The 26,795-nt window shown below is 42.5% G+C and carries 23 protein-coding genes, 1 tRNA gene and 1 pseudogene; 7 read left to right on the top strand and 18 right to left on the bottom strand.

Annotated elements, in window-relative coordinates; genetic code table 11:
• The first annotated feature begins 172 nt into the window (after positions 1-172).
• On the top strand, positions 173-838 hold the full coding sequence (locus JMX91_RS12775; protein WP_057760888.1) for a trimeric intracellular cation channel family protein: 666 nt from the start codon (positions 173-175) through the stop codon (positions 836-838).
• A gap of 82 nt (positions 839-920) precedes the next feature.
• On the opposite strand, the gene recJ is transcribed toward JMX91_RS12775, so the two are convergent.
• Positions 921-2,759, bottom strand: a complete 1,839-nt coding sequence (gene recJ, locus JMX91_RS12770; protein ID WP_201549516.1) for a single-stranded-DNA-specific exonuclease RecJ — start codon at positions 2,757-2,759, stop codon at positions 921-923.
• A gap of 317 nt (positions 2,760-3,076) precedes the next feature.
• Between recJ and JMX91_RS12765 the strand changes: the two genes are divergently transcribed.
• Positions 3,077-3,592, top strand: a complete 516-nt coding sequence (locus JMX91_RS12765; RefSeq protein ID WP_101206415.1) for a hypothetical protein — start codon at positions 3,077-3,079, stop codon at positions 3,590-3,592.
• 184 nt (positions 3,593-3,776) lie between these two features.
• On the top strand, positions 3,777-4,166 hold the full coding sequence (locus tag JMX91_RS12760) for a hypothetical protein (protein WP_201549515.1): 390 nt from the start codon (positions 3,777-3,779) through the stop codon (positions 4,164-4,166).
• A gap of 97 nt (positions 4,167-4,263) precedes the next feature.
• Here JMX91_RS12760 and JMX91_RS12755 read toward each other — a convergent pair whose 3' ends face one another.
• The 4 genes from JMX91_RS12755 to uvrB form a co-directional block, all read right to left on the bottom strand.
• The gene (locus JMX91_RS12755) at positions 4,264-4,641 is read right to left on the bottom strand and encodes a hypothetical protein (RefSeq protein WP_101206413.1); all 378 of its coding nucleotides are present in this window, start codon (positions 4,639-4,641) and stop codon (positions 4,264-4,266) included.
• A gap of 331 nt (positions 4,642-4,972) precedes the next feature.
• Positions 4,973-5,569 (bottom strand): hypothetical protein, encoded by a 597-nt coding sequence (locus JMX91_RS12750; RefSeq protein ID WP_201549514.1) that lies wholly within the window; start codon positions 5,567-5,569, stop codon positions 4,973-4,975.
• Positions 5,570-5,784: 215 nt separating this feature from the next.
• Positions 5,785-6,837, bottom strand: a complete 1,053-nt coding sequence (locus JMX91_RS12745; RefSeq protein ID WP_227679420.1) for a pyridoxal phosphate-dependent aminotransferase — start codon at positions 6,835-6,837, stop codon at positions 5,785-5,787.
• Positions 6,838-7,148: 311 nt separating this feature from the next.
• A complete protein-coding gene (gene uvrB, locus JMX91_RS12740) occupies positions 7,149-9,260 on the bottom strand; it encodes an excinuclease ABC subunit UvrB (RefSeq protein WP_201549512.1) in 2,112 nt (703 codons plus the stop codon).
• Between the two features lie 482 nt (positions 9,261-9,742).
• Here uvrB and dps point away from each other — a divergent pair, with 482 nt between their 5' ends.
• A complete protein-coding gene (gene dps / locus JMX91_RS12735) occupies positions 9,743-10,225 on the top strand; it encodes a DNA starvation/stationary phase protection protein Dps (protein ID WP_057760902.1) in 483 nt (160 codons plus the stop codon).
• Positions 10,226-10,381: 156 nt separating this feature from the next.
• Here the strand turns inward: dps and JMX91_RS12730 are convergent, their stop codons facing one another.
• From JMX91_RS12730 to JMX91_RS12715, 4 genes are all read right to left on the bottom strand, one after another.
• Positions 10,382-11,470, bottom strand: a complete 1,089-nt coding sequence (locus tag JMX91_RS12730; protein WP_201549510.1) for a cation diffusion facilitator family transporter — start codon at positions 11,468-11,470, stop codon at positions 10,382-10,384.
• A gap of 187 nt (positions 11,471-11,657) precedes the next feature.
• Positions 11,658-12,218 (bottom strand): acyl-CoA thioesterase, encoded by a 561-nt coding sequence (locus tag JMX91_RS12725; protein ID WP_201549508.1) that lies wholly within the window; start codon positions 12,216-12,218, stop codon positions 11,658-11,660.
• A 323-nt stretch (positions 12,219-12,541) separates the two neighbouring features.
• The gene (locus JMX91_RS12720) at positions 12,542-12,952 is read right to left on the bottom strand and encodes a DUF2177 family protein (protein ID WP_201549506.1); all 411 of its coding nucleotides are present in this window, start codon (positions 12,950-12,952) and stop codon (positions 12,542-12,544) included.
• Between the two features lie 39 nt (positions 12,953-12,991).
• Positions 12,992-13,897, bottom strand: a complete 906-nt coding sequence (locus tag JMX91_RS12715; protein ID WP_265089201.1) for a LysR family transcriptional regulator — start codon at positions 13,895-13,897, stop codon at positions 12,992-12,994.
• Positions 13,898-14,002: 105 nt separating this feature from the next.
• Between JMX91_RS12715 and JMX91_RS12710 the strand changes: the two genes are divergently transcribed.
• Positions 14,003-15,175 (top strand): MFS transporter, encoded by a 1,173-nt coding sequence (locus JMX91_RS12710; RefSeq protein WP_201549504.1) that lies wholly within the window; start codon positions 14,003-14,005, stop codon positions 15,173-15,175.
• A gap of 116 nt (positions 15,176-15,291) precedes the next feature.
• On the opposite strand, the gene JMX91_RS12705 is transcribed toward JMX91_RS12710, so the two are convergent.
• The 4 genes from JMX91_RS12705 to JMX91_RS12690 all read right to left on the bottom strand — a co-directional run bounded on the left by JMX91_RS12705 (position 15,292) and on the right by JMX91_RS12690 (position 20,523).
• The gene (locus tag JMX91_RS12705) at positions 15,292-16,746 is read right to left on the bottom strand and encodes an SAM-dependent methyltransferase (RefSeq protein WP_201549502.1); all 1,455 of its coding nucleotides are present in this window, start codon (positions 16,744-16,746) and stop codon (positions 15,292-15,294) included.
• A 131-nt stretch (positions 16,747-16,877) separates the two neighbouring features.
• Positions 16,878-17,903: a DUF1365 domain-containing protein gene (locus JMX91_RS12700; protein ID WP_201549500.1), complete on the bottom strand. Its 1,026-nt coding sequence runs from the start codon at positions 17,901-17,903 to the stop codon at positions 16,878-16,880.
• 83 nt (positions 17,904-17,986) lie between these two features.
• Entirely contained in the window at positions 17,987-19,723 is a 1,737-nt protein-coding gene (locus JMX91_RS12695; RefSeq protein WP_201549498.1) for an NAD(P)/FAD-dependent oxidoreductase, read from the bottom strand.
• 62 nt (positions 19,724-19,785) lie between these two features.
• On the bottom strand, positions 19,786-20,523 hold the full coding sequence (locus tag JMX91_RS12690) for an SDR family NAD(P)-dependent oxidoreductase (protein WP_201549496.1): 738 nt from the start codon (positions 20,521-20,523) through the stop codon (positions 19,786-19,788).
• Between the two features lie 566 nt (positions 20,524-21,089).
• Here JMX91_RS12690 and JMX91_RS12685 point away from each other — a divergent pair.
• Positions 21,090-22,292, top strand: a complete 1,203-nt coding sequence (locus tag JMX91_RS12685; protein WP_201549495.1) for a pyridoxal phosphate-dependent aminotransferase — start codon at positions 21,090-21,092, stop codon at positions 22,290-22,292.
• A gap of 276 nt (positions 22,293-22,568) precedes the next feature.
• Positions 22,569-22,644: transfer RNA gene (locus tag JMX91_RS12680), tRNA-Asn, on the top strand.
• 236 nt (positions 22,645-22,880) lie between these two features.
• Here JMX91_RS12680 and JMX91_RS12675 read toward each other — a convergent pair.
• The 5 genes and pseudogenes from JMX91_RS12675 to JMX91_RS13470 all read right to left on the bottom strand — a co-directional run bounded on the left by JMX91_RS12675 (position 22,881) and on the right by JMX91_RS13470 (position 26,033).
• On the bottom strand, positions 22,881-24,188 hold the full coding sequence (locus JMX91_RS12675) for an arsenic transporter (RefSeq protein WP_201549494.1): 1,308 nt from the start codon (positions 24,186-24,188) through the stop codon (positions 22,881-22,883).
• A gap of 67 nt (positions 24,189-24,255) precedes the next feature.
• Positions 24,256-25,029 (bottom strand): arsenical resistance protein ArsH, encoded by a 774-nt coding sequence (gene arsH, locus JMX91_RS12670; RefSeq protein WP_227679419.1) that lies wholly within the window; start codon positions 25,027-25,029, stop codon positions 24,256-24,258.
• Positions 25,016-25,423 (bottom strand): arsenate reductase (glutaredoxin), encoded by a 408-nt coding sequence (arsC, locus tag JMX91_RS12665; protein ID WP_057760920.1) that lies wholly within the window; start codon positions 25,421-25,423, stop codon positions 25,016-25,018. Before arsC ends, arsH begins: the two co-directional genes overlap by 14 nt.
• A gap of 44 nt (positions 25,424-25,467) precedes the next feature.
• On the bottom strand, positions 25,468-25,830 hold the full coding sequence (locus JMX91_RS12660) for an ArsR/SmtB family transcription factor (RefSeq protein ID WP_057760921.1): 363 nt from the start codon (positions 25,828-25,830) through the stop codon (positions 25,468-25,470).
• Positions 25,831-25,884: 54 nt separating this feature from the next.
• Positions 25,885-26,033, bottom strand: a pseudogene (locus tag JMX91_RS13470) (YrhK family protein).
• Positions 26,034-26,795: the final 762 nt, after the last annotated feature.

The raw sequence follows: 26,795 nt of genomic DNA, 5'->3' as shown, positions 1-26,795 counted from the left end.
ATTCTCGCCCATTGGTCATCTCGTAGGGCATGGCGTCTTGTCATGAGGGTTTTACTCAGATTGCTAAATATAGAGTTACTATAGCTTATTCTAAAATAACTGTGCTAATTGATGACACGCCCTAGATAGCCTTTGTTTGACTGACAATAATTGAAAATAGTGAGAACTGCCCATGTTGGCTATCGTATTGGATCCTACCGTACTGATCACTACTTTTGACCCCCGCTCTTTGATATATTTCTTCGATATGATTGGCATCATCGCCTGTAGCGTCTCAGGCACGATACTTGCCAAGCACAAAAACTTCGATGTCTTCGGCTGTCTGCTTGTGTCTATTGTCACTGCTATCGGCGGCGGCACGGTACGTGATGTCATTCTGGATCGCCATCCGTTATTTTGGATGGTAGATATGAGCTATCTGACCCTCATTACAATTTCATCGCTAGCGATGCAGATATTTTTTCATCCAAACTCCAGACGAGTGGATAAGTTCCTCAAACTTTCCGACACCATTGGTCTATCAGCATTTACGCTGATCGGTATCAAAGTCGCTGATAGTATGGGTGCCAATGTACCTGTAGCGCTGTTATTAGGTGTGATTACTATCGTGGTTGGCGGCATCATTCGCGATATGATTTGCAATGAGATTCCATTGGTACTGCAGCAAGAAATTTATATTACGGCAGCGTTGACGGGTGGGGTTCTGTACTTTGCTCTAAAGAACTTAGGCGTGACAGATTGGGTAGCTGATATCTCTACGATGAGTACGATTTTTACTTTGCGTATGCTGGCTATTCGTTACGATTGGCAGTTCCCCACACTAGAATGGAAATACTGATACTAGAGCGTGTCTTCATTTCAAAAATACCAATGCGCTCAAATATGGGCGCGTTTCGTATTATCGGTTCAATATTGTCGCTTTAGCCTTGCTCTACCACAGCCAAATCTTTAACCATCAGCTGTAAGCTTTGTTTGCCATTCCATTCATTGATGTCTAGCTGAAATAACAAGTGGACTTGCTTAGCACGGTAATCCCACGCCTCATTATCGAAGTTAAAGCAAATTGCCTCTATCGGATATTGAACGTCTGGATAGCGCAGCGATAACTTAAGATGTTTGTCTTTTAAAATCTTGAAGCTCAATACCTCAAACACATCGTCAAATATCGGTGGCGCAAACCCATGACCCCAGATACTGGCATCGGCTAAATGCTCGGCAAACCATAAGCTAAAGTCACTCGCCTGCAAAGGTCCATCGGTGAATTTTTGCTCTGCAAATACCTCATCATCCATCTGAGCCATTACTTCGTTAAAAGCTGTGACAAATGCCTCAAAGTTGCGGCGCTTTAGGGTCAGACCTGCGGCCATCGCATGCCCGCCGAAATGACTGATTAAGTCTGGATAACGCTCAGCAACTTGTTCAATCGCATCACGAATATGTACGCCAGCGATAGAACGCGCAGAACCTTTAATGGCACTATCTTCATCCGTTTGTTCAGTGTCTGCTGGTGCAAAAACGATACTGGGTAAATAATGGCTTTCTTTTAGGCGGCCAGCAACAATGCCGATGACCCCTTGATGCCAGTCGTCTTGGTACAGAATAATACTACGCGCGCCTGCATTGCTGGCTTTAGCAGTAGAGACAGCTTGAGTAATTGTGTCATCGTTACTCGCATTGTTGTCGCTATCACCACTCACACTTTCATCGCTATTAGCTTCAGAGGCCAGTGCTTGTACGATACTATCAGCTTGCGCACGCATCTCGCCCTCTACATGACGACGCGTACGGTTCAGCTGCTCAAGCTCTTGTGCTAAACGTTGTGCAGTGCTCCAGTCTTCGGTTAATAAGCACTCGATACCGATGCGCATATTATCCATACGCCCAGCTGCATTGATACGTGGACCTAATACAAAACCAAAATCCTGCGCATGAAGCTGCTTGGGATCACGGCCCGCTTGCTCAAGCAATGCCAATATTCCCATACAGCAGCGGCCTTGACGAATAGCCGACAATCCGTGATGTACCAAGATACGGTTGTTTTTATCTAATACCCCAACATCTGCAATTGTCCCAAGTGCAACCAAATCCAAATATTGGCTCACCTGTACGGTAGACTTGCCAGCTTCGCGGCGTAGCTTTGCTAATCGTCCGAGCACATAAAACGCGACTCCAACTCCGACCAGTGCTTTACTAGCAAAGTCACAACCTAGCTGATTGGGATTGACCACTGCTTCCGCAGGTGGCGTCTCTTTGGTCGTGAGATGATGGTCAGTGATAATCACTGTGATGCCATCAGCTTGGGCACGCGCTACGCCCTCATGACTTGAGATGCCATTATCAACCGTCACTATCATATCCGGCTGAAAAGTCTCAATACCCAACTCGACAATCTCTGGCGTCAGACCATAACCGTACTTAAAACGATCTGGTACTAGGAAATCAACGACCGCACCCATCTTTGTGAGCGCGCGCATCATTAAGGCTGTACTGGTGGCACCATCACAGTCAAAGTCACCAACGATCAAGATACGCTGACGCTCATCAATGGCCATATCTAATAAGCGCACGGCTTCTGTGACACCGTGTAGGGCCTCAGCAGGCAATAGACCTGATAGGCTAGTCTCCAGCTCATCAGGCGCAGTGATACCTCGCCCTGCATACAGACGGGCAAGCGTGAATGATTGAGCGGCAAATGGTTGCAGCGCGGCGGGCAACTCGTCGATGCGAGTGCTAGTATAACGGGGGGTTAAATTTAGCATGAGGGTATTCTACTGGCTTTAGTAGAGGCTCACAATGACAATTTATACTACCTTTGTATATCATTATGCATTGTGCAACCTGATGAATGATGCCCATATATTAGTGATAATTCAGACTGCCATTTTTATAGCTTATACAAACCACCTTCATTTAATCACTTACAAAAAAGGTGCACAGTGTGAGTAATTTCATTCATTTTGCTACAAAGCAATGATTGTAAGCCACGCATAAATCCATAAAATAGTAAGCAACTGAAGAATTTGTTATCTATTGAACTTTTTATCATTTATATTTTAATTATTTATAAGGACACTTTATGAAAACCACGCCACTTGCTGAAAAACTTCCAAATACGATCGACCCCAACCTAGACCTTGAGAAGGTTAAAAAAGAATGTCAGGGAATGGTAAAAAGACGCGCTAGAGTTTCTGCTGGTGTAGCGGTTGTGCCAGTACCATTTTTTGATGTGGCAGTTGATGCAGGGATGTTGACGCAGCTGATTCCAGAGATTAGTGAGCGTTTCGGTCTCATTGAAGATCGTCAGTCAGCCATTAACTTGGAATCTCGCGAAGTGCATTGGAGCGCAGTAAAAGACCGTACCGTAGACTTCGCTGGACTCATGGCAACACGTGGTATCGTCAAAAAAACCATCCAAGGTTTCGGTGGTCGTATCGCTGCCAAACAAGTGACTAAGTTTATCCCACTTGGCGGTCAACTGGTTGCTGCAACTATGGGTTATACGATTTTTAAGAAAATCGCTAATGACCATATCAATGAATGCTATAAATTAGCAAAAGATATTCAGCAAAAAGAACACGGCAAAAACGTGTAAATAAGCCGAATAGCTTAGTCTATATCAAGCCAGTTAAGTGTTCACTTAGCTGGCTTTTTTGTGGTTAATACATATAGGTTATAGAGTTCTAAAATAAAATGTGCCAATGGTTAATGATGTCATTGCTAGGTTTTACTGATAATATACAGCTCTATTTATGACAGACACCTTAAAGGACTAACTTATGAAAAAAATCTTGGCTTCAACGATGATGTTAGCGACTTTTGCCTTGGCGGGATGTACCACAACAGGTGCTACAAACAACGGTACAGGTACAGCAATCGGGACCGCAAATGAGATCGGCATGAATGTTTTTAGAGCTGCGATCGATAACCAGTGTCGTAGCCAAATTGAAAAACAAAACGCGTGGCGTGTTGCAAGCGTTGCCATGACAGAAGCACAGCAAGAATCTGTTAAAACCAATGTTTGTGGCTGTGTCAGTGAGCAAGCACCGCAGCAAGTAACCATTGTTGAGTTGGGCAATGCCGCGATTGACTCTCAGTACCGTACTCAGTTAGTCGCACGAGTCGTCGCCAAATCTCTACAGAGCTGCTATACAAGCTTTGTTCAATAGAACAATCAAATTATTCGTTGGAGTAAAAAATAATAAAAAGGGTGCGTTATACATAACGCACCCTTTTTATTGCTAATAGATTAGTTCAGTTCTTAGCCTAAAATTTATTTGTGTCAGATGCTTGAGACGTTATAGAAGCCGTAAAAGGTAATGATTGGCTACGACGAAAATACTTCGAAGTACTATCAATAATTTTATCTACTTCCTTAATTAAATCATTAATCACGTCATCATAAATACCATGATATAGCTCTTTTTCAAATGCTGTAAATGGGTGTTTGCGCGACGCTGAACCCACCTCAGTGACACCGTCTTTACTATAAAAAATATCTACGCGACCATCACTATTCAACACACAATTTAATAGTCCGCCTTCAATTTCCATCTCTACGCGTTCTGGCATAAAAATATAGTCATCTACATTGATAAGCTTTTTCTCTACTTCTCGTTTAAAAAATGATTTGATATCGAACATAGGTACATCCCTAACTTTATAATTATAAGATACGTGAGCATGCCGAGCACTGTGACTGTTACTCAGTATTCATCTGCGTGATTAACGGGTCATGCTTTACTCAGTTATCCTATAAGATAGTGTTAGATTATTTAAGGTGCGATATGTAAAACTGCGTTTGATGTTGGTAAAAATCATATTTTAGTATGAAATCATTATACTGCGTCAAAATACAGTTAACGTTTAGAACTTTTATTTCTATTATCTTTTACAATAATATCTAGCTTGGGAGGTGGTATCTCTAGGTTTGGCTTAGAACTTATCGGTTTATTATCAGACATTTATATATTCCTTACAAAGATTCTAGGATCATTCCAAATACTGCAAACGATAGTATAGCTATAAAATATGTGAAGCCTTTTTGAAGGTGCTTATGCCCATCACTAATGTATTTAGATTTTTTATCATTAACTATTTTATATTGAATTATAGATTCATTGTATCCTAGATATAAATGATAATATAAAGAATTTATATGCTCGTTGTCATCATTGAAAATACCAAGCAGGTTGTTATCTAAAGGCATTTTAGGAACTTCTGTTAATTTAAAAGTTTCACTCAGGCTTTTCCATGCTCTTAAAAAAAATGCTACATCAACAATCATCATAGGTATTACTAGTACTGACAGTACACACCACGGCTTAGTTACGCTTAAAACCCAGTTCAAAGTAGGTATGTATAATAATGAAATAACAGACAAAGCTGTTAATAGCTTAAAACTTTTATCTTCTAAGTCTTTAAACCTTTGTACCTCCTCGTCATATAGCTGATGAGAATAGTCATATAGAAGACGATACTTATTGTTCCTTAGCTCATCTTCAGGTGAAAATTTTAAATATGGAAATAGAGGTTTAAGAAATGCTCTGCCAAGATTCTCAACTGTTTTCATCAGCTAACCTTATGAATTTGTACAATTCATTTTACTTTAAAAAATATCAATGTCTTAATTATATTTGACTGAACCAAAACTTTTAATTCTGACTATATTTACTGCTCTTGGCTAATAGTTACTATTAGATTTACCCTATAACTCATTCCAACAAAAAAGGAAGCTACCAATAAGCAACTTCCCTTTATATCATCCAACTGCATTAACTAATTTAGTTAGACCCAGCCCTTCACACGAAATGATTTGAGCGTCTCTACGAACACTGCCATCTCATCAGGTCTGCCAAGCGTCAAGCGATTAAATCCTGTGATTGGCGCAAATTCACGCCCGACCGCAATACCATGCTCACGCATTCTATCGATATAGGTTTGTACATCGCCTTGTATCTCATGGAATATAAAGCTGGCTTGTGATGGTAAATACCGTAAACCAAGCTCATCTAACGTCTGCTCTACCAGCTGGCGCGATTGATTCGCCGTACGTAAGCTCAAGGCCAAAAACGCTTCGTCATCGAGAGTCGCTAGCGCAGCCACTGCACCAGACAAATTGGTATTATCAATCGAGATAAAGGCCTCTAGTTTAGCTATCATTTGCGGGCTAGCAACTGCATAGCCGACACGCATGCCAGCGAGTGCACATAACTTTGAAAAAGTACGCACCACAATGACATTTTCTGAGTACTCCTCTCGTATCCATGCTACACCACTCTCAAAACTTGGATCAGTCACATACTCTGAATAAGCTTCATCGAGTAAAAAGTAATGGTTACTTGGTGCATTCCCTACCCATTCTCTAAGTTTTACTGTGTCAGTAATAGTCGACGTTGGGTTGTTTGGATTGCACAGATAAAACAAGCTAATACCTTCAAAGTCATCAGCCACTTTTTGCATGCTTTGCAAGTCAAAGGCGTAGTTTTCAGTCATCAGCGGTACTTTTACCACAGGTACATCGACAGATGTCGCATATAACTCAGCATAGGCAAAGGTTGGATGCGGCACGATGACTTGGAATTTTTTGCCTTCTACTAATGCTTGATTTTGTAGCATTTGGACGACGGTACGAATATTTTCACTAGAGCCACTGCCCAGTGAGATTTGACTCTCTGTCACACCGTTTATCTCAGCGACTTTGGTAATCAGCGCTGCACGTTGGTCATCAGGATAACGAAAACCGATGTCTAAGGAGTCGATAACGGCTTGTTTGGCAGCATCTGACATGCCGAGTGAATTTTCGTTAGAGTTTAATTCTATTAAGTTGTTGGTAAGCACAGTGAATAATACGCCTAGATTATGTCCATTCCAAAAATTTAGTCTGTGTTGACAATGTGATCTATGAGAACAACAAGCCTAGCCCAAATAGAGCATCACACGTGCTCGACTTGTTTGCTTGTGACTTAAATTTTTGAGATGTTATATGGATGGTGAGATTTATGCGGATATGGTAAGTGGCAATGCGCTGCATTACAAGTATTCTGCACATTCCGATATTGAATAAACCACAAAAAAGTGAGGTACTCAAAAAGCACCTCACCTTAGCTATTGTTTAGCTTCTTTTTAGCCTCAGCATTTAACCCAAGCGATCAGATTAAATGTGCTTTTAACTCCAACACTTTATCACGCGTTTTTGCTGCTTCTTCAAACTTCAAATCACGCGACATCTGCTGCATTTGCTTCTCTAATCGTTTGATTTCTTTGGCAAGCAGATCAGGGCTACGCAAGATATTGATATCCACATCTGGCAAGTTACTCTTAACTGGGATAGCTTGATTGTCACTGGCATCCAAGCTTTCGCCCGTATCAATCTTGTCCGTGATACTACGGCGAGCACCTTTTGGCGTGATGTTATGCTCAAGGTTAAAGGCAATCTGCTTATCACGGCGGCGATCCGTCTCATCTATTGCCTTTTGCATACTTGGCGTAATACGATCGGCATAGAGAATGGCTTTACCATTCAAGTGACGCGCTGCACGACCAATGGTCTGAATAAGCGAACGCTCAGAACGCAAGAAACCCTCTTTATCAGCATCAAATATCGCTACCAGCGAGACCTCGGGCATATCCAAGCCTTCACGTAACAAGTTGATACCGACCAGCACATCATGCACACCAGTACGGAGCTCATGGATAATCTGCATACGCTCGACAGTATCGATGTCCGAATGTAGATAAGCGACCTTTACATCGTACTCTTTAAGGTAACTAGTCAGATCTTCCGACATACGCTTGGTCAAGGTGGTAATCAGTACACGCTCGTCCTTTTCGCGGCGTTTGGTAATCTCTGATAGTACATCATCGACTTGTGTCAAGACCGGACGTATCTCAATCTCAGGGTCAATCAGACCCGTCGGACGGACCACCTGCTCAACGACTTGCTCGCTGTGCTCAAGCTCATACAATGCTGGCGTAGCACTGACATAAATAGTTTTGGGCTTGATACGTTCCCACTCTTCAAACTTCATCGGGCGATTATTCATCGCACTGGGTAATCTAAACCCATAATTGACCAAGTTTTCTTTACGGGATCTATCGCCTTTATACATCGCACCAATCTGCGAAACCGTTACATGTGATTCATCAAGGAATAACAAGGCATCTTCTGGAATATAATCAAACAACGTCGGCGGCGCTTCCCCTGATGGACGCCCAGAGAGATGCTGTGAGTAGTTTTCGATACCGTTACAGTAACCAAGCTGCTGAATCATCTCCAAGTCATACTGAGTACGCTCTTTGAGACGCTGTGCTTCAATCAGTTTGTTGTTGTCACGGAAGTACTCTAAACGCGGCTCTAGCTCAGCACGAATCGTATGGCTGGCTGCTTCTAGCTTATTACGCGGCGTCACATAGTGCGACTTTGGATAAATGGTAATACGTGGCACACTGCGTACCGTCTTACCCGTCAAGGGATCAAACCACGTAATTTTCTCAACTTCGTTATCGAATAAATGCACACGTACGGCTAACTGCTCAGACTCCGCAGGATAGATATCTAACAGCTCTCCACGCAAACGATACGTACCACGGCCAAAATCCAGCTCATTACGCGTGTACTGCATCTCAACCAAACGCTTGATGGTCGCTGTACGGTCGATATTATCGCCTACGACGACATGCAGCAGCATTTTTAGATAGCTCTCTGGATCACCCAAACCATAAATACAGGATACCGAAGCGACAATAATCGCATCACGACGCTCTAACAAGGCACGCGTAGCTGACAGACGCATCTGATCAATATGATCGTTAATGGCGCTGTCTTTTTCGATAAAGGTATCACTAGCAGCGACATACGCTTCTGGCTGATAGTAATCATAATAGCTGACAAAATATTCGACCGCATTATTGGGGAAAAACGATTTAAACTCGCCATATAGCTGAGCCGCTAACGTTTTATTGTGCGCCATAATAATAGTCGGACGCTGAGTTTCAGCGATGACCTTCGCCATGGTATAGGTCTTACCAGAACCAGTCACACCTAGTAGCAACTGCTCGTCCATGTCCGAATTGATACCGTTGACGAGCTTTTTAATCGCTTGCGGCTGGTCGCCTGCTGGCTCAAATTCTGTGACCATCTCAAAAGCACGACTTGATATTTGCGTCCCAGACGCATTGACACCACTAATTTCAGCTTCGCCTTGGAGCTGAGTGGCCAATTGGTTTAACTGACGCGATGAGCGCGGTTCGGGCATACGCATAATGGCTTTCTTCTTCTGAAGGTTTATAACAATGTGGGGTCTAAGCTAGGGTTTTTAAAGGAAAATAAGTAGTCTTATCCTATAGTCGAAATGCTGTCTGGCTGCCCAAAACATGAGTATATAAATGTACGGTTTATCAGAAATTAAGAATTAATATTAGCGGATAAAACTTACATCGTTATAAAAAACGCACACAGTATTCGATAAATTTACAAAGCTTTTCACGGTTAACAAACTCGTTACACGACCACTCAACAAAGCCTAACACTCAAGGGTTCCAACACTGAGTTAAGCTGCTATTATCGTTCTTGAATTAACAAGTTGATGACTTTTTAATCCTAGTTATTAGTACTAATGAGTTGATAGCTGTACAGCAATTCTTATCATTAGCTTTAACTTGATTGTCATCGAATAGAAGACCAATAAAAATACATTGAACTTTCATTCAATATAATAATTTTAAATAAATGACGGAGTAAAATATGAGAGAACGTTACGCAAGTGGTATTTCAGACGAAACTGCGAAAAAAATGATTGATTTGCTAAACGCTAACCTAGCAAACGTTATTGATTTAACCTTAGATGGCAAACAGTGCCATTGGAATCTACAAGGCACTGGCTTTATCGGTGTGCATCAATTATTAGATGAAACATCAGATCGTATCCTTGAAGTATCAGATACTATCGCAGAGCGCATTGTGATTTTAGGGGGTCAACCAAACGGTTTGGCAAGTCGCGTAGTCAAAGAGTCTATCTTAGATGATTATCCAACTGACATCACTGAAGTAGATCAGCATGTGCGTGAGCTAACTAGCCGCTATAAAAAAGTCGCAGAGACATTGCGTGAAGCAATTGCCACAGCTGGCGATGCAGGTGATGAAGACACCGCTGACTTATTTACAGAAGCTAGCCGTATCGTTGATAAAGACGCATGGTTCATCGGTGCAAACGCACCAAAGAAATAATAGCATTCAATTTGACTAGTCACTAAGCACTAGAGTTATAAAAAAAGCCGTCATAGTTGACGGCTTTTCGTGTCTAGGTTTTTGAATTTAGCAAGCGTACTTAAAAGCATTCGATATGACATACATATTACATATTCAATCCATCAAATCCCCAGATTAAATATTCTCTAAACTTAGCAGCTCAGCGTTAGGTTCGGACAGCGTCAAGATAGCCTCTTGAAAGACTGGGTTACCTCTAAATAAATTTTCAATCTCTTCAAACTTCTGAGCGATATGCTCTTCTTTTTGATTGCCTGCGATATCTACTGCCGCCACCATAAATATCTTTTTTGGGCCGACCCACTCTAAGTGCAGGTAAGACACACTATCGATATCTGGATGATTCAGCAGCTCGCTTAAAACGTATTCGTGCATCCGGTCAGTGACTCTATGCCCGACCAAGAAATCTCGGTTTCGACTGATCAAAAATATGGCGACGACACCCAGTAGTAGGCCAACGATGATAGACCCTAACGCATCCCAATACGGTTCGCCCGTATAAGCGTGCATACCCATAGCGGCAGCGGCAATCACCAAGCCGATAACCGCTGCTAAATCTTCAAAGAATACACCGCGCAACGTTGGGTTAGAGGTATCTACGACATAGCCAAGTGCACTGATATCGAGCGCCTCGCCATGCTTTTTACTTTGTCTGTATGCCTGAACCAATGAAATCCCTTCGAGCACAAACGCCACTGCCAATACGATAAAGCCAATCGTATAATTAGTCTCAGATTCATTAGCGTTCCATTCCTTAATACCGGTATAGATAGAGACAATCGAGCCTGCCGTAAATACCCCAAAAGCAGCAATCATCGACCAAACATAAGACTCTTTGCCGTAACCTAACGGATGGCTTTTATCAGCAGGTTTGATGGATTTTTTTTCTGCGACGATGAGCAAAGTACCATTGCCAGCATCTGCCCATGAGTGAGCTGCTTCTGCAATCATGGAGGCTGAGCCTGTCATAAAAGCGGCAACTGTTTTTGCGATTGCGATAACCAGATTGGCCCCAACTGCAATTAACACAGTGATAAGTGAGCCTGAATGCTCATCATTGGTTTCAGGGCTTTGATTAAGGGTATGTTTTAATTCAGGGTCATTTAAAATTTTAGGATTACCTGCCCCACGTGCACGAGGTGTTTGCGCTTTAGGAGCGGTTGGTAAATGGCGCTGGGGATTAGCAATAGATGGCTTTAGACTCATGCTAGACTCACTGAAATAAGGTATTGATAGTAGAATTTTCACCGTAGATGAATGGCTTGAAACATATATCAGCTTAAAATAAGCGCTCTACAATATCAGTGTCTTTTTAGTGAGTCGTTGTATGAATTATTAATTCAATAAACCTAGATAACTTTATACAATTTTAGATAGCTTTAAATAACTTGGGCTACTTTTCCACCTCGGCATCTGCTTCGTGTTCGCTAAACTGTTTATTAATTTCTTCAAAGTCGCAACTAGGACGATGTGAACTTTCCATACGCAGTTTCTTTCGTTCTTTGGCCGCATCAGCTCGACATTGCTGCATCTTGTTTTTGATATCGAGTGGCGGTGCGGATGTCGGTTTACCATTGTCATCAATAGCCACCATCGTAAAGTAACAGCTATTGGTATGACGGACGGTACGACCACGCACATCTTCTGCTTCGACGCGGATACCTACTTCCATTGAGGTGTTACCAACATAATTGACACTGGCTGCAAAAGTAACCAACTCGCCCACATATATCGGCTCACGGAACATCACCTGATCGACAGACAGTGTCACCACATAGTTACCACTATAGCGACTGGCACAGGCATAAGCGACCTGATCAAGCATCTTGAGCAAATCCCCACCATGCACATTGCCAATGAAATTCGCCATATCAGGCGTCATAAGTACTGACATGTATAGCTCATGGTTTAATGGGGCTTTTTTGGCAGTGGAGCTGGTATTGTATTGCGGCATAATATTCCTTAATGGTTTGACACTTATTTATTATGCCTACCATTTATACAGCAGGTCGCCGTATAGCACAAACGGCCCTCTGTCATTAGACAGTCTAAATTGTATAAATTGGCGCTATTTAAACAGCGTTAGGGCGTGTCCTCATTTTAAAAATGGTGATGAAAATGAGATAAATCGCAGTCAAACAAGGAAAATAGCGCAGATAATACCGAGATATTAGTCAGCTATTTGACGCTGTTTGGCAAGATTTAGCTATTTTTAACCCATTTAGATGACTATCGATTGAATTGAGGACACGCCCTAGATAGGCCAAAATATAAGCGCTAGCTTAACCAATGAAAGCGATACGCAAGCCATGACACTATCGCACTCACTGAACCGGTCAAAATACCACCCCATACAAAGTCAACCAACGCTGTATCTAGCGTAAAACCCTTATACAGTGCCAAATTGGTAAAGTCGTATGTGCCATAAGCCATCAAGCCAATCAGCCCGCCGAGTAGGAAGATATGACCAACGGATGCACCAGCTTTGATTTGCGGATATAGAACCAAAATACAAAGCGCCAATATATAAAACATATAAAACACGCCAGCGGCCATCATGTTTGGTTCATCAGCCAATAGGTGCCCGATACGCGACTCATAAAAGGCGCCTTTCATGGTCGTCAGCCAGACAGCATCGACACCTAAAAAGATAACCACAGCGGCGAGATAAATAAAAACGTAACCCATGATATTACCTCTTATAAAATGAATAAAAACGGATAAAATTTATAGTGTTAGTCTTGGTTGGACAAAGTCTAAAAATGCCAGAATACGCGAAGATACAGCACTGTTTTTGTAATATACCGCCTGTATGGCTTCACGGTTGTTTGGTCTGACTATCGCCTCAGGCAATATTTCAACCAATCGTCCAGATTCTAAATCTTCACCAATCATAAAATGTGACAGTAAAGCGATACCTTGATGATTTAAACACAGCTGACGCAAGGTCTCGCCGCTACTGCCAGTCATATGAAAATTCAGTTTAACTGGAGTTTTTAGTGGCCAGCTATTTAGTTTTGACGCATCGTTAAAGCCAATTAATTTATGAGTGCTTAAATCATCAACATTCAAATTATCAATATGAGTCACTTCATTATGCTGGTATAAGTATTCAGGGCTGGCTACTAGCCGTAGCTTACTTTTACCTAATAGACGTGCATGCAAATTTGAGTCTTTCAAGTCGCCAATTCTGATAGCCAAATCTGTCTTATGTTCGAGCAAATCAATGATATTGTCATGTGAGGTAAGGTCGAGAGTAATGTGTGGATATTGCGCCACAAAATCACCAACCAATGGCGTTAGTTGATGAAAGACAAACGGGCTCGCGGCGTCAATTCGTAAGTGCCCACTCGGCGCTTGTTTTAACAGCTTAATCGCCTCTTCACCGGTATATAACGTATTTAAACTCTCACGCGCATATCTTATAAAGACATGCCCTTCCTCCGTCAGCTCCAAACGCCGTGTCGTTCTATTCAGCAGCGTGCATTGCAGTGTATCTTCGAGTCTGGACACTGCACGAGATACTTTAGCTACTTGCTGATTCAGTAAGTTGGCAGCGCCAGTAAAGCTGCCCGTGTCTACTACCGTCAAAAATATCTCTATGTCTTCTGTTTTAGCATGTCCCATCATCATGATTACCTTTACAAAATTGACAAAGGTATTTTGTCATTTGTGCTGTTTTTTGCAAACTATAAATCCGTCAAACTATGCGCATCATTTAATTATTAGGATGTCGTTATGCCACTCGCTTTATGGGCGCTTACTCTAAGCGCATTTGCAATTGGGACAACCGAATTTGTCATCGTTGGATTGGTACCAACTATTGCCGCTGATCTGGGCGTGAGCTTACCTTCAGCAGGGTTACTCGTCAGTCTATATGCTGTCGGTGTCGCCATCGGCGCCCCTATACTTACCGCACTCACTGGCCGCTGGAACCGCAAAATAGTACTGATGAGCCTAATGGGTCTGTTTGTCATCGGTAACTTATTGGCTTGGCAAGCACCCAGTTATGAAACCTTAATACTTGCCCGTATCTTGACCGGTCTGGCGCATGGTGTGTTTTTTTCTATTGGTTCCATGATTGCTACCAGTCTTGTCAGCAAAGAAAAAGAAGCCAGCGCAATTGCCATTATGTTTACAGGACTTACCGTGGCGCTCGTCACTGGCGTACCCCTTGGCACATGGATTGGACAGCATTTCGGTTGGCGCGCTACGTTTCTGGTCGTTTCAGTACTGGGTTTAATCGCTTTAATCGGTAGCGCCATATTGGTACCAAAAAACCTAAAAAAATCTATCCCTGCAACGTTCAAAGAGCAATTACAAGTCATTGTAAAACCACAGTTATTACTGGTTTATCTAATGACTATTCTTGGCTATGGCGGTACGTTTACGGCGTTTACCTACCTAGCACCTATCTTAGAGCAGCAGACCAAATTTGCACCATCAGCCATCGGTCTCATCATGCTCGTATATGGCGTGTCCGTTGCGATCGGCAATATTTGGGGCGGAAAACTTGCAGATAAACGCGGCCCTATTAGTGCGCTTAGCATTATATTCAGCGCCTTAAGTGTCATTCTTTTACTGTTCACCTTTACTATGCAGTCCAAGATTGCCGCAGTGCTGACTATTTTGGTATGGGGTGCTTTTGCCTTTGGTAATGTACCAGGTCTACAAATCTATGTGGTTAAGCAAGCTGAAAAATATACGCCAAATGCCGTCGATGTCGCTTCTGGATTGAATATTGCTGCATTTAATATCGGTATTGCACTGGGCTCAATCATCGGTGGTAGCGTGGTTGAGAATATGTCATTGCAAGACACAGCTTGGATTGGCGCTGTCATCTCTCTAATGGCACTAGCGGTCACACGCTATTCAGGGCTGCGTGATAAGCGTGCCCTGCAAACATCATAGAACCTTTCAATGTAAAACTTTTCAATATACAACCTCTCAACATAAGGGTCTCAAACTGTCTATACAGTATGAGACTCTATGAATATTATGAACAAACCATATCTATATCATCAGACTTATACCGATGCTGTGCCTGCCATATCTGCATCATGAAAGGCCGTCTCATCGTTCGAAACCGTTTCGTTCTTCAAGACTGCACTTGGCAAATCAGAAAAATGTAGCGTGTCGATATTGTTAGGCTTCACCGCCGTGACTTGAACCACACCGATGGTACGCTCCAAGAATCCCCCTTCGCAGTAACAAAAATAAAACGCCCATAGGCGGATAAAGGCATCGTCATAGCCAAGCGCTTGAATCTCTGCACGCTGTGCCATAAATGCAGCACGCCAATCACGCAGCGTGTATGCATAATCAAAGCCATAATCATGTAGTTGCTTGATGACCATGTCCGTCTGCTCAGTAAACTGTGTCGTCAGCTCTTGATTGGATAGCAGACAGCCCCCTGGAAAAATATGCGTTTGGATAAAGTCGACCGAATCGATATAGTCTTGATAATTCTGATCGTTAAAAGTGATGGCCTGCAATACCATAAGACCTGTTGGCTTGAGCAAGCTATTGCACTTGGCAAAGAATGTTGGTAAGTACTCATGTCCCACCGCCTCAATCATCTCGATACTGACCAGTTTGTCGTACTCTCCCGTCAGCTCGCGGTAATCTTGCTTAAGTAGCGTGATCTTATCAGACAATCCTGCCGCTTCGACTCGTCTCTGCGCTTCATCATACTGGGCATCAGAGATAGTCGTGGTGGTCACATGGCAGCCATAATGAGTAGCTGCATAGATAGCGAATCCGCCCCACCCTGTACCAATTTCAATCACACGATCGTCTGCATCGAGTTGCAGGCGTTGGCAGATTAGCGACAGCTTGTGCTGCTGAGCATCGCTAAGCGTCACATCAGGCGTCGGATATACGGCTGACGAGTACATCATCGTATCATCCAAAAAACGCTGATACATATCATTGCCCAAGTCATAATGCGCTAGGATATTGGATTTAGAACCAGATTTGTCATTACCACGTAGCTGATGCTTCGCTTTCTCAAATGCTTTACTAACGCCCGCAAAACGGTTTTCTAATTTATTAAGCACTTCCAAGTTACGCGCCGCCAAACGGATCAGGCCCGTCAAATCATCCGTGTCCCATTCGCCATCGATATAACTGTCTGCCAAAGCGATAGAGCCACCAAGCAGCAGTTGACGATAAACCGCACTATCATGAATCTCTAACGTGACGTTTAGAGAATGTCGACCTACTGCTGAACTACTTGCTACCTGAGGAGCGACTTTGCCAAAGCTAGTTGTCTTTGCTGTTTGCTCACCAAAGGTCTCAATCAAAGTAAGACTGCCAAACTGGATGTGCTGTAATGCGCGAAATATAAGCTTTCTGGCTAAATGATTCACGCCGTCACTTACTGGTTGTAGTACGGCACTTTCGTTAACCACTCTACTCATTCGAGCAGTTAATTTCTCTAATTTTGTCACTGGTGCTCGGTCGGTCGGTCGTACTGACATCGTATGGTTGTCCTTGTTTAAATGCTTTATTTTTTAGTATTACATTGACGAGATTTTTGGATTGTTGATATTTAAAAATTGCTGTAACTCTAAGACATTTTTTGCGCTCGATACTGCTAGCTGCTTTTCTACTATCTACTTTTCTGATGGCCGCTTTTCTGTTGACTGTTGGCCAATTTTTCATCGTAGTTGATATACGGCACCTTTTTAATCGCATATAGATTAAACGCATGCCAATAAATACGGGTTAATGATGTCATATTCATCAGAGGGTTTTTTCGCAAGCTATGACGAACAGCATCTTCTGTCATTGGTACGCCTGATATCTTTATGCCAGTTTTTAAAACTTCACCGCGCTCATCACTGATATTGATAGCGATACGTACCTGTAATCCAGCGTTAGGTTGATCGTCTGTTTTTGTACGTTTTACCGTTACCTGCCAGCGGTAAAGCTGATCGATAGGGTTAAAAGGTGATACGTGAAAATCCTTGTCATGACAGAACTCAGTATCCTCTCCTTCTAACAAAAACCCGTAATAATGACGCTTGTCCCAAGGCGTATTAGACACTTCAGCCAATAAATGAGTGGGCGTTTGCTGCGCATCAAACCCCAAGTAAAAATTAACTGGGCTAAAGTACATGCCCGCATTACGGCAGACAAGCAATCCCAACATATCGCCTTCAGGCGCGCTACCTGCATGTTTTTCAAATGCTTGGCTTAGACGTTTTTCTAGTGCTTGAATAGACTGTCCGTTACTATCATGTTTTTCATCGTTACTTAGGCTATTAGCACTCTGTAGGTCAGTATGCTGTAGATAGTCATCAGGACAGAATTGTTGTAGCGCTTTTTTCTTTAGTGAAAATAGAGGCAGACCTTTTGCTAGTAGCTTTTTCGGTAATATTTTACGTAATGGTAATTTTTCTAAAAACTTACTCTCGTCAAATGACGCCGTGCTAATTTCAGGAAGTTCTTGCCCTGTCGCCAATGCGCTAATATTGACGCCCCAGTAGCGATAAGGGTAAACGAATTTATTCAAACTAGGTAGCAGCCGACTGTGCCATGTCGTACCCTCAAACAGCTGATGCGGCAATGCATTTGTATCATAAGAAGACTCATGATTTGGCTTAGTATTGGTATCTTGAGCGGACGTGGTCATAAATAGTCTCTTATGTAACGGCATACTTTTATATGGCGAATCTTTCAAAACACTTAGAATACATAACGGCATTAATCGTCATATTATTTGGTTTTACGGCGACCGAATAAGCCACGTTTCTTATATTGGCTCGTATCAGCAGTTGAACTCTGCAAACGATTAGCATACTCGACCAGCTCCTGATTGGTTGTCGCTGTGGTTACTTTACGCTTATTCAGCTTACGTAATTTGGTATCTGCTTTTATAGGCAAGTCTTTATAACGAAACGGCGTATACGCGCTATCAGCGTCAGGTAAATGAGCTGGGTCAACCTCGTCTTTTATTTCAATATCAAGACCAAGCGCCTGACAGACACGTAGCCCACTGCGTACACCATCTTCATGAAAGCCATTAAACCAATAAGCCCCGCAGAAATGTGTGTGCGAACCGTTACCCGAGATACTCGACCATTTAGTCTGCGCCTCAATCATCGCAAGATCGAACACTGGATGACTGTAATCGATGCTCTTAATTATCTGCTTATCATCGACGCTTTTGTTGTCTACAGCTGGATTTAATGTGACCAAATAATTGTGTTTTTTGGTCAAGCGTTGCAGGATATTCATGTGATAAGTCAGCACTGGCTTTGCAGGTATCTGTGCGTTTCCAGCCGCTTGCTCATCCTTAGCATTACCTGAAGTTGTTTCATCTATTAAGTAATTCCAGCTTGCCCATGCCAGTGGTTTCTTAGGTAAAACACTGGTATCGGTGTGCAGTACAGCCGTGTTTTTGGTAAAGCGAAAATGACCTAATACTTCAGATTCATCGGTGCTGGCATCCTTTAAAATCTTTAGCGCAGTATCTGCATGACAAGCAAAAACAACCTCATCGAATACAAGATTTTCGCTACGGTTGTCAGCGTTACCTTTATCCTGCACTGTCAAAGCATTCTTCACCGTCAAAATCACTTGATCACCATCACGAACCACAGATTGTACTGGGCTATTGACTCGTATTTTGCCACCCGCTTTGATAAAGCGTGGAATCAGTTTATTGACATACTGTTTTGAACCGCCTTTTATCGTAAACCACTGCGGACGATTGACCACATCGAGCAAACCGTGGTTGTCAAAGAATTGTGCAAAAAACACCAGTGGAAAATCTTGTACTTCATCTAGGCTGGTTGACCAAATAGCCGAGACCATTGGTAGTAGATAATTATCGGTAAATAGCTGACCGTATTTCTTTTGTGCTAAGTAACCGCCGAGCGTTTGCTCTGCAAAGCTACTGACATCTTGTCCTTGGGAGCGCGCACTATCGTAATATTGACGTAGCTGTTTGATATGCTTGTTAAACTGCAGAATATCTTTGATAAATTGCCAGAACTTCGGATTGAGTACGTTTTTGCGTTGCGATAATAAAGTGTTGAGCGTATGACCATTGTATTCAAAATGACGTGCAGTATTTTTGACAGAAAAGCTCATATCCGTTGCCTGAAACGGCACCTGCAACTCATGAAGCAAGCGAAAAAAGTTCGGGTATGTGCGCTCATTAAAGACAATAAACCCTGTATCTATCGCACTACTCTCTACATTGCTACTCTTCGCTTTTTTACCGTCTTGTAATGCCACATCAATCGTGTTTACATGCCCGCCGATATAATCATTGGCTTCAAATACCGTCACATCATGTTGCGTACCTAGATAATGGGCGCATGTCAGTCCTGACACACCTGAGCCGATGATAGCAATACGTTTTGGGGTAGTCTGATGGTCAGAATCTGTTGCAGCATCGGTAGCATTTTTTTGGTTACTTGCACGCTTGAAACGAGTAAACGGCATAAAAGCATTCCCTTCTGTATTTTTCTGTCGATATGATGGCTAAGAGTTCTACTGATAGTAGATTATTTTTTATTAAGTTTTTCACTAACTTGCTGCCAGACTAAATCAGGCAGCGTACCCAATGCTTTTAAAGGCATGGTTAGTTTTTTCGGAAATTCAATCACGTCATGCCCACTTTTGATACCGTCACGTATGGCTTGACTGGCCTGCACTGGCGTCTGGATAAACGGCATCGGAAAATCATTCTGTTCGGTCATCGGGGTTTCGACAAAACCAGGCACGACTAAGCTAACTGACACATCATACGGAGCAAGGCTAATCTGTAGGGTCTTCATTAGATAATGGATAGCAGCTTTTGAGCTACCATAGGCCTCAGCACGCGCAAAAGGCACATAAGCAGACGCTGAACCGATACCGACCAAGCGACCTTTTGAAGCAATTAGCTTTGGCAGCACTCCTTCGATCGCATGCGACAATGTACCCATATTTACCGACATTACTTTCATAAACACACTGCTATCAAAGTTCGGCATATCTAAGTACTCGCACATGCCAGCACCGCAAATTGCCAAATCGACATTGTCGATTTTTTCAAAAGCTTCGATGACCTTTTCTCGATCCATTAAGTCTAAATCAATCGTTTCTGCGCCTAACGCCTGAAGTTCAGCCAACGCTTCGTCGTCACGGCCAACTGCATATACATGATGATTTGCTAGCAGATAGTCTTTTGCCAACTGCTTACCAATGCCCGACGTCGCCCCAGTAATGAGAATATGTAATTTTTCAGTAGAATCTGTCATCGTAAATATCCTTTTTGAGTATTCTTATCTTTTTAAGTATTTTCATAATATGGAATTAATGCTCTTAAACTGATTACCTAATAAAACCTTATACCTTTGATAGCAACTAGCTATTAATTATCGTTATTCTTCGCAGATATCATTGGGCGCATTTCATTAAGCTATAAGCCATTTTATTTAACAAATCTAAATAATTATAGTGGTTGGCTACAGGTTTATTGTTGTGTCTTCGCAATCGTCTGGCTCAAGCTTAATATAAGCATGTTATTTGTCATCTTTATAAGGGTGCTACTATCACAAGCAACGACACAATATTCTGTTACTAGCGTCGTAAGACAGCTCAATATCAGCATGCTACAATGCAAAAACTAATGCAAAAACTAGCAATCGCGTCGTTTGCCGAAGCATTATTACCATCATCTATAATCGAATGACCACCGTATTACGGTAAGATAATGCTATCTTTTCCTAAACTATCTGACATCTTGTCCTGATAGCAATGAAAACGTTATATAATTAATATCAGATTTTCACCAATCCCACCCTCATATAAAAAAGGATCTCTCATGAGCGAGTTGCAACTGTCTGACCGCGTCAACAACATCCAACCATCACCTACGCTAGCGATTACCAATAAAGCCAAAGAGCTCAAAGCAGCTGGTAAAGATATTATCGGCTTGGGCGCTGGTGAACCTGATTTTGATACTCCTGAACACATCAAAAAAGCAGCCATCGATGCAATCAATGATGGCTTTACTAAATATACGGCTGTCGATGGTACGCCAGAGCTAAAAACAGCCATCATCGAGAAGTTTAAGCGCGACAATGACATCAGCTACGAGCCAAACGAAATCCTAGTATCGGTCGGTGGTAAGCAGTCATTCTTTAACCTTGCCCAAGCATTTATCAATCCTGGCGATGAAGTCATCATCCCAGCACCATACTGGGTCAGCTATCCTGACATGGTTATCATCGCAGAAGGTGTGCCAGTCATCGTCAAATGCCCAGCGGAGCAATACTTCAAAATTACCCCTGAGCAGTTAGAAGAAGCGATCACTGACAAGACTAAATTGTTGGTATTAAACAGCCCATCTAACCCAACAGGTATGATTTACACATTAGATGAGCTAAAGGCCATCGCTGAAGTATTGAAAAAACATCCACAAGTCTATGTAGCTTCAGACGATATGTACGAGCACATCCGCTGGACAGGTGATAAGTTCTACAATATCTTAAACGCGGCACCTGAGCTAAAAGATCGCGCAATCATCTTGAACGGTGTGTCTAAAGCATATGCAATGACAGGCTGGCGTATCGGCTATGCGGGTGGCCCTGCTAAGCTAATCGGCGCGATGAAAAAGGTACAGTCACAATCTACCTCATGCCCAACGTCAATCAGCCAAGTGGCAGCGGAAGTCGCTATCAGTGGTGATCAGAGCGTACTAGAGCCGATGGTAGCCGCCTTTGAGAAACGCTGTGACCTAGTCGTAGATGGTTTAAATGCCATTAAAGGCATTACTTGCTTGCGTCCTGATGGCGCATTCTATGTATACCCAAATATCGTACCGCTCATCAAAGCGGCTGGCCTGTCATCATGTACTGAATTCTCAGCATGGTTATTGGACAAAGTTGGCGTAGCAGTCGTACCTGGTGATGCCTTCGGTCTTGGCGGCTATATGCGTATCTCGTACGCTACTGATGAGGCAACATTGAAAGATGCACTATCGCGTATCGAAAAAGCAGTGGCTGATTTAGACGTTGCTGAGTAAATTGTAAACGCTAATTGGTGTTGCCAATATTCTAGTAGATCTCGTATCTTGACAAATAAAGACGCCACATATTCTCTATGTGGCGTCTTTTTTAGGCAGTCTTTGGTTAGTTTTTGACAGAAACCTTCTCTCAAGCTATTAAAATGATAATTTTTACTAATTATGCAAAAAAACGCTTGACGTATTTTTTATCTTTGCTAGAATACGCCCCACTTAGCAAGAACTCGTTAGAGACTTCTAAGGCTCGTTGTAAGCGATTAAACACTTACAGCCTATTCTCCAATAGCTCAGTTGGTAGAGCAACGGACTGTTAATCCGTGTGTCCCTGGTTCGAGCCCAGGTTGGAGAGCCACATTTTAGTAGTAAATTTCTTGAGTCAACTTTGATTCAATTATGGCATTTGCCAAAACCCTCATCAATTTGATGAGGGTTTTTTTATGTCTCTCATTTAATATTATTTATCACCGTTGCTCTTTTGATAAACGCTTACAACTATTTTATCTCATTCTTGATTATGACAATGATATTTAAAAGTAAATATCATTGTCACGATAGGATATGACTGTAGCAAGCTTTCTGTTGGCTAGCTTAGCTTGGCAACATTGGCAACCATAACACCAATGCCAACAGTGTCACTAACAACACAGGCGGCGTGATCAGTAGACCAATCTTTATGTACTGCCCCCAGCTGATTTTGTAGTCCTTTTCTGCCAACACATGTAACCATAGTAAAGTAGCCAGACTACCAATCGGCGTAAATTTAGGGCCCAAATCATTACCGATGACATTGGCATAAATCATTAGCTCTCGCGTTGCAGCAGGTACTTGTGCTTGATCAATCGCAAGCGCGCCGACTAAGGTTGCTGGCATATTATTCATAACAGAAGCGACTATAGCGGACAAGAACCCAGTTCCAACGGTAGCAATGACTGCGCCTTGTTGACCCAACCAGTTGAGTACTTGCGCCCCATAGGCAGTGAGACCTGCATTACCCAGACCGTATACCACTAGATACATACCGATTGAAAATAGTACGATTTGCCAAGGCGCTTTACGTACTACATCGCTCACCGAGACCACCGCACCGCGACCGCCTTGCCATATACGAGCAGCGATTGCCATCAGTGCAACAGCAGCGATGCCCGTGACCAGCGAAATAGGCAGCCCCAACGGCTCTGTTGCAAAGTAGGCGACCAGTAGCAAGCCTAATAGTGGAAAAGCAGCTCGGAATACTAATGGATCGGTAATGGCAGATTCTGGAGCGCTTAGCTCGCTAGTTGAGTAGGTTTTTGGAATATGACGTGCATAGACAACCCACAATACCAGTAGCGTCGCTAATACAGACACTATATTAACCGGTACCATTACCGCCGCATAACGACCAAAGCCAATATCGAAATAATTGGCACTGACAATGTTGACTAAATTTGAGGTGACCAATGGCAAGCTTGCCGTATCAGCGATAAAACCAGTCGCTATGATAAATGCTAAAGCTGATGGTGGCGAAAATTTCAGACGTAGCAAGATAGCAATGACAATCGGGGTTAGTAATAGCGCAGCACCATCATTGGCAAAAAAGGCAGAAATAAAGGCGCCCAATATGACAATCATCGGAAACAACAAGCGCCCTTGCCCATTGCCAAGACGTGCCACGTGCAATGCGGCCCAGCCAAAAAACCCTGCCCGATCTAAGATAAGCGAGATGATAATCAGCGCCACAAAAGTAAAGGTCGCATCCCAGACAATATCCCAGACGATACCCACATCTAATAATTGCACGACGCCAAGCGCTAACGCTACTAAGGCACCACCCATGGCGCTCCAGCCGATACCCAATCCTTTAGGTTGCCAGATAACTAAGACTAAAGTGACCACAAAAACAGCAAATGCAAGCATTGTACAACCTTACTTAAGCTGATTTTATTCAGCCGATTTAATATAGGGAGTTAGATCGATTAGGAGGTTAGATCGATTTTTGATTGACACGGCTCGATAGCTCTTCAGCACTCTCAACGCGTTCTGAATAGCGATCAGTAAGATAATCTGAACGTCCACGTGTGAGCCAAGTAAACTTCACTAGCTCCTCACAGACATCAACAAGACGCAGATATAACGGAGACATATCCATGCGATTGTCATCGTTGAACTCCAAAAACGCTTTGGGTATCGAAGATTGATTAGGGATAGTAATCATCCGCATCCAGCGCCCGAGAATACGCATCTGATTAACCGTATTAAAGCTCTGACTACCACCGCTGACTTGCATCAGTGCTAGGGTTTTACCTTGAGTTGGACGTACGCCACCTAGTGACAGCGGTATCCAGTCGATTTGCGCTTTCATAATACTGGTAATACTGCCGTGACGCTCTGGACTCACCCACAGCATGCCTTCTGACCACTGCGCCAGCTCCCGCAATTCTTGCACTTTGGGATGATCTGAGTCTGCATCGTCAGGCAATGGCAGACCAGATGGATCAAACATTTTTACTTCACAACCATACCAACGTAGCAATCGGCTAGACTCTTCAGCGGCCAATCTAGAAAACGAGCGTGCACGGACAGAACCGTATAGCACTAATATTTTCGGCGGATGACGTGAGTCATTTGGCGCAACCAAAGACTCAATATCGATAGGCTGAAGATTATCTATATCAATATTGGGCAAATCGTCTAAGCTAAATTCTGGCGAAACAGTAGGATCAACTGCTAATGTTTGGTCAACCTCAGTGTTTGTCATGAGTAACAACCTCGCCGTCTTCTTTGGTGAAGCTACTTACTGGATTTGCTAGCAATTCAAACACACGCTCTGACGGACGGCATAGAGCAGCGCCTTTATCCGTCACTACGATAGGACGGTTGATTAAAATAGGATGCGCAATCATGGCATCGATAATTTGGTCGTCAGACAACTCAGGATTATCCAGACCAAGCTCATCATTAATAGCTTCTTTGCTTCTTAATAGCTCTCTAGGCGAAATCTGCATTTGTGCCAACAGCTCCACTAAACGGTCGCGCGTTGGCGTATTTTTCAGATATTCCACCACTTCTGGCTCTTCACCCGACGCTTTAATAATGGCAAGCGTATTACGAGAGGTTCCGCATTTAGGATTATGAAATATTAATGGCTTCATAGTGTTTACACCTATTTTATGTATTTATTGAATTGATAATTGGTTTAATCATTACTTTGCTCAGCAGACTCATTTACTCTGCAGTCGCTCAGGCTATCCATGAGTGACGCACACAGTTTTGGATGTCCCGCACAGCAATCTTGCAACAGGAACTGAATGACGTTATCCATATGTAATAACGAAGCACGATAGATAATCTGCCGGCTATGACGCTGTGAGACCACCCACCCTGCCCGTGCCAGCACCGATAGGTGGGCTGACATTGTGTTATGAGGAACAGCGAGCTGACGGGCTATTTCGCCCGCAGGTAGGCCTTCAGGCTCATGGCTGACTAGCAGCTTAAAAGCCTTTAAACGAGTATCTTGAGAGAGCGCAGCAAAGCTTGCGATAGCATTAGTTATTTCCATATGTCCAATAATACAGACATATTAAAATAATTCAATGTGTTTTGAACGAGGTTGTTATTTTTTTGTGCGTTTAAATACCCTACCAACATGAATCAAGCTGATTAGCTTAATTAGCGGTTTGATAAGTAGTTGGGCGCTGCCAAGGATAAATAGCCATGTGCCGTCCGTCGTTAACGATTCTTTCAAAAAGAAAAACTACCCATCAAAAACCAAACAGCAATGAGCAAATCATTTACTGCGCCCAAAGCGTCATATCGTCGCTGTATGAGAATATGCTCTTGCCCAATATCAACATCTAACGCTTTGCGGTCACTCAAAATTTATCCTTTACTTGTATGTACTTGAGCAATATACATATGAATTGGCCAGCACCCTTGTCAACAATTTATTGTAAAAAACCTATCAATTAAGACATCTGTTTTTAATCTCACTAACTAGCGTTCAATAATTTTATTTCACCTATAGAATTTTCAGACCTGAAAACAGCATACATGAGACGCTAAATATCAACCCCAAATAGTATCTAATATCTTGATTAAAAGGCATTATCATCGATATTTTAGGAAATGATTTAACAACGTAAACTTTACTTTCATTCAGACACTTTAAAAGTCTCGCATTAGCACTTTCATAGCTAAGCTTCATCACAGAATTCGTAGAATTAAGTAAACTACTACTATAGTTCCCTTCTAATACCTCATATTCGTAGACTATATTTATAGAGTGCCATTGTCCTAAGCAAAACTCTCTACCAACAGGAGATATGTTATACGAAACAGTCTTGAAGTTAATTTTCTCTCCAAATAAATAGACAAATGCATCTACTAAAAAAGTACCTACTATAGTCAGTTCAAAATAAAATTGTTATGGTTAGGACAAATATCATAAAACAATTTGGATAAGTCGTTTTCCATCCAGCCTTGGCGTAGAAACTTAGCCTGTGCCCATTTCTTTTCGATGGGGTT

Source organism: Psychrobacter sp. Pi2-1, assembly GCF_904846645.1.
GTDB lineage: Bacteria > Pseudomonadota > Gammaproteobacteria > Pseudomonadales > Moraxellaceae > Psychrobacter.
Note: the sequence above shows the minus strand (reverse complement) of the source record. Positions and strands in the feature narration are given on the sequence as shown.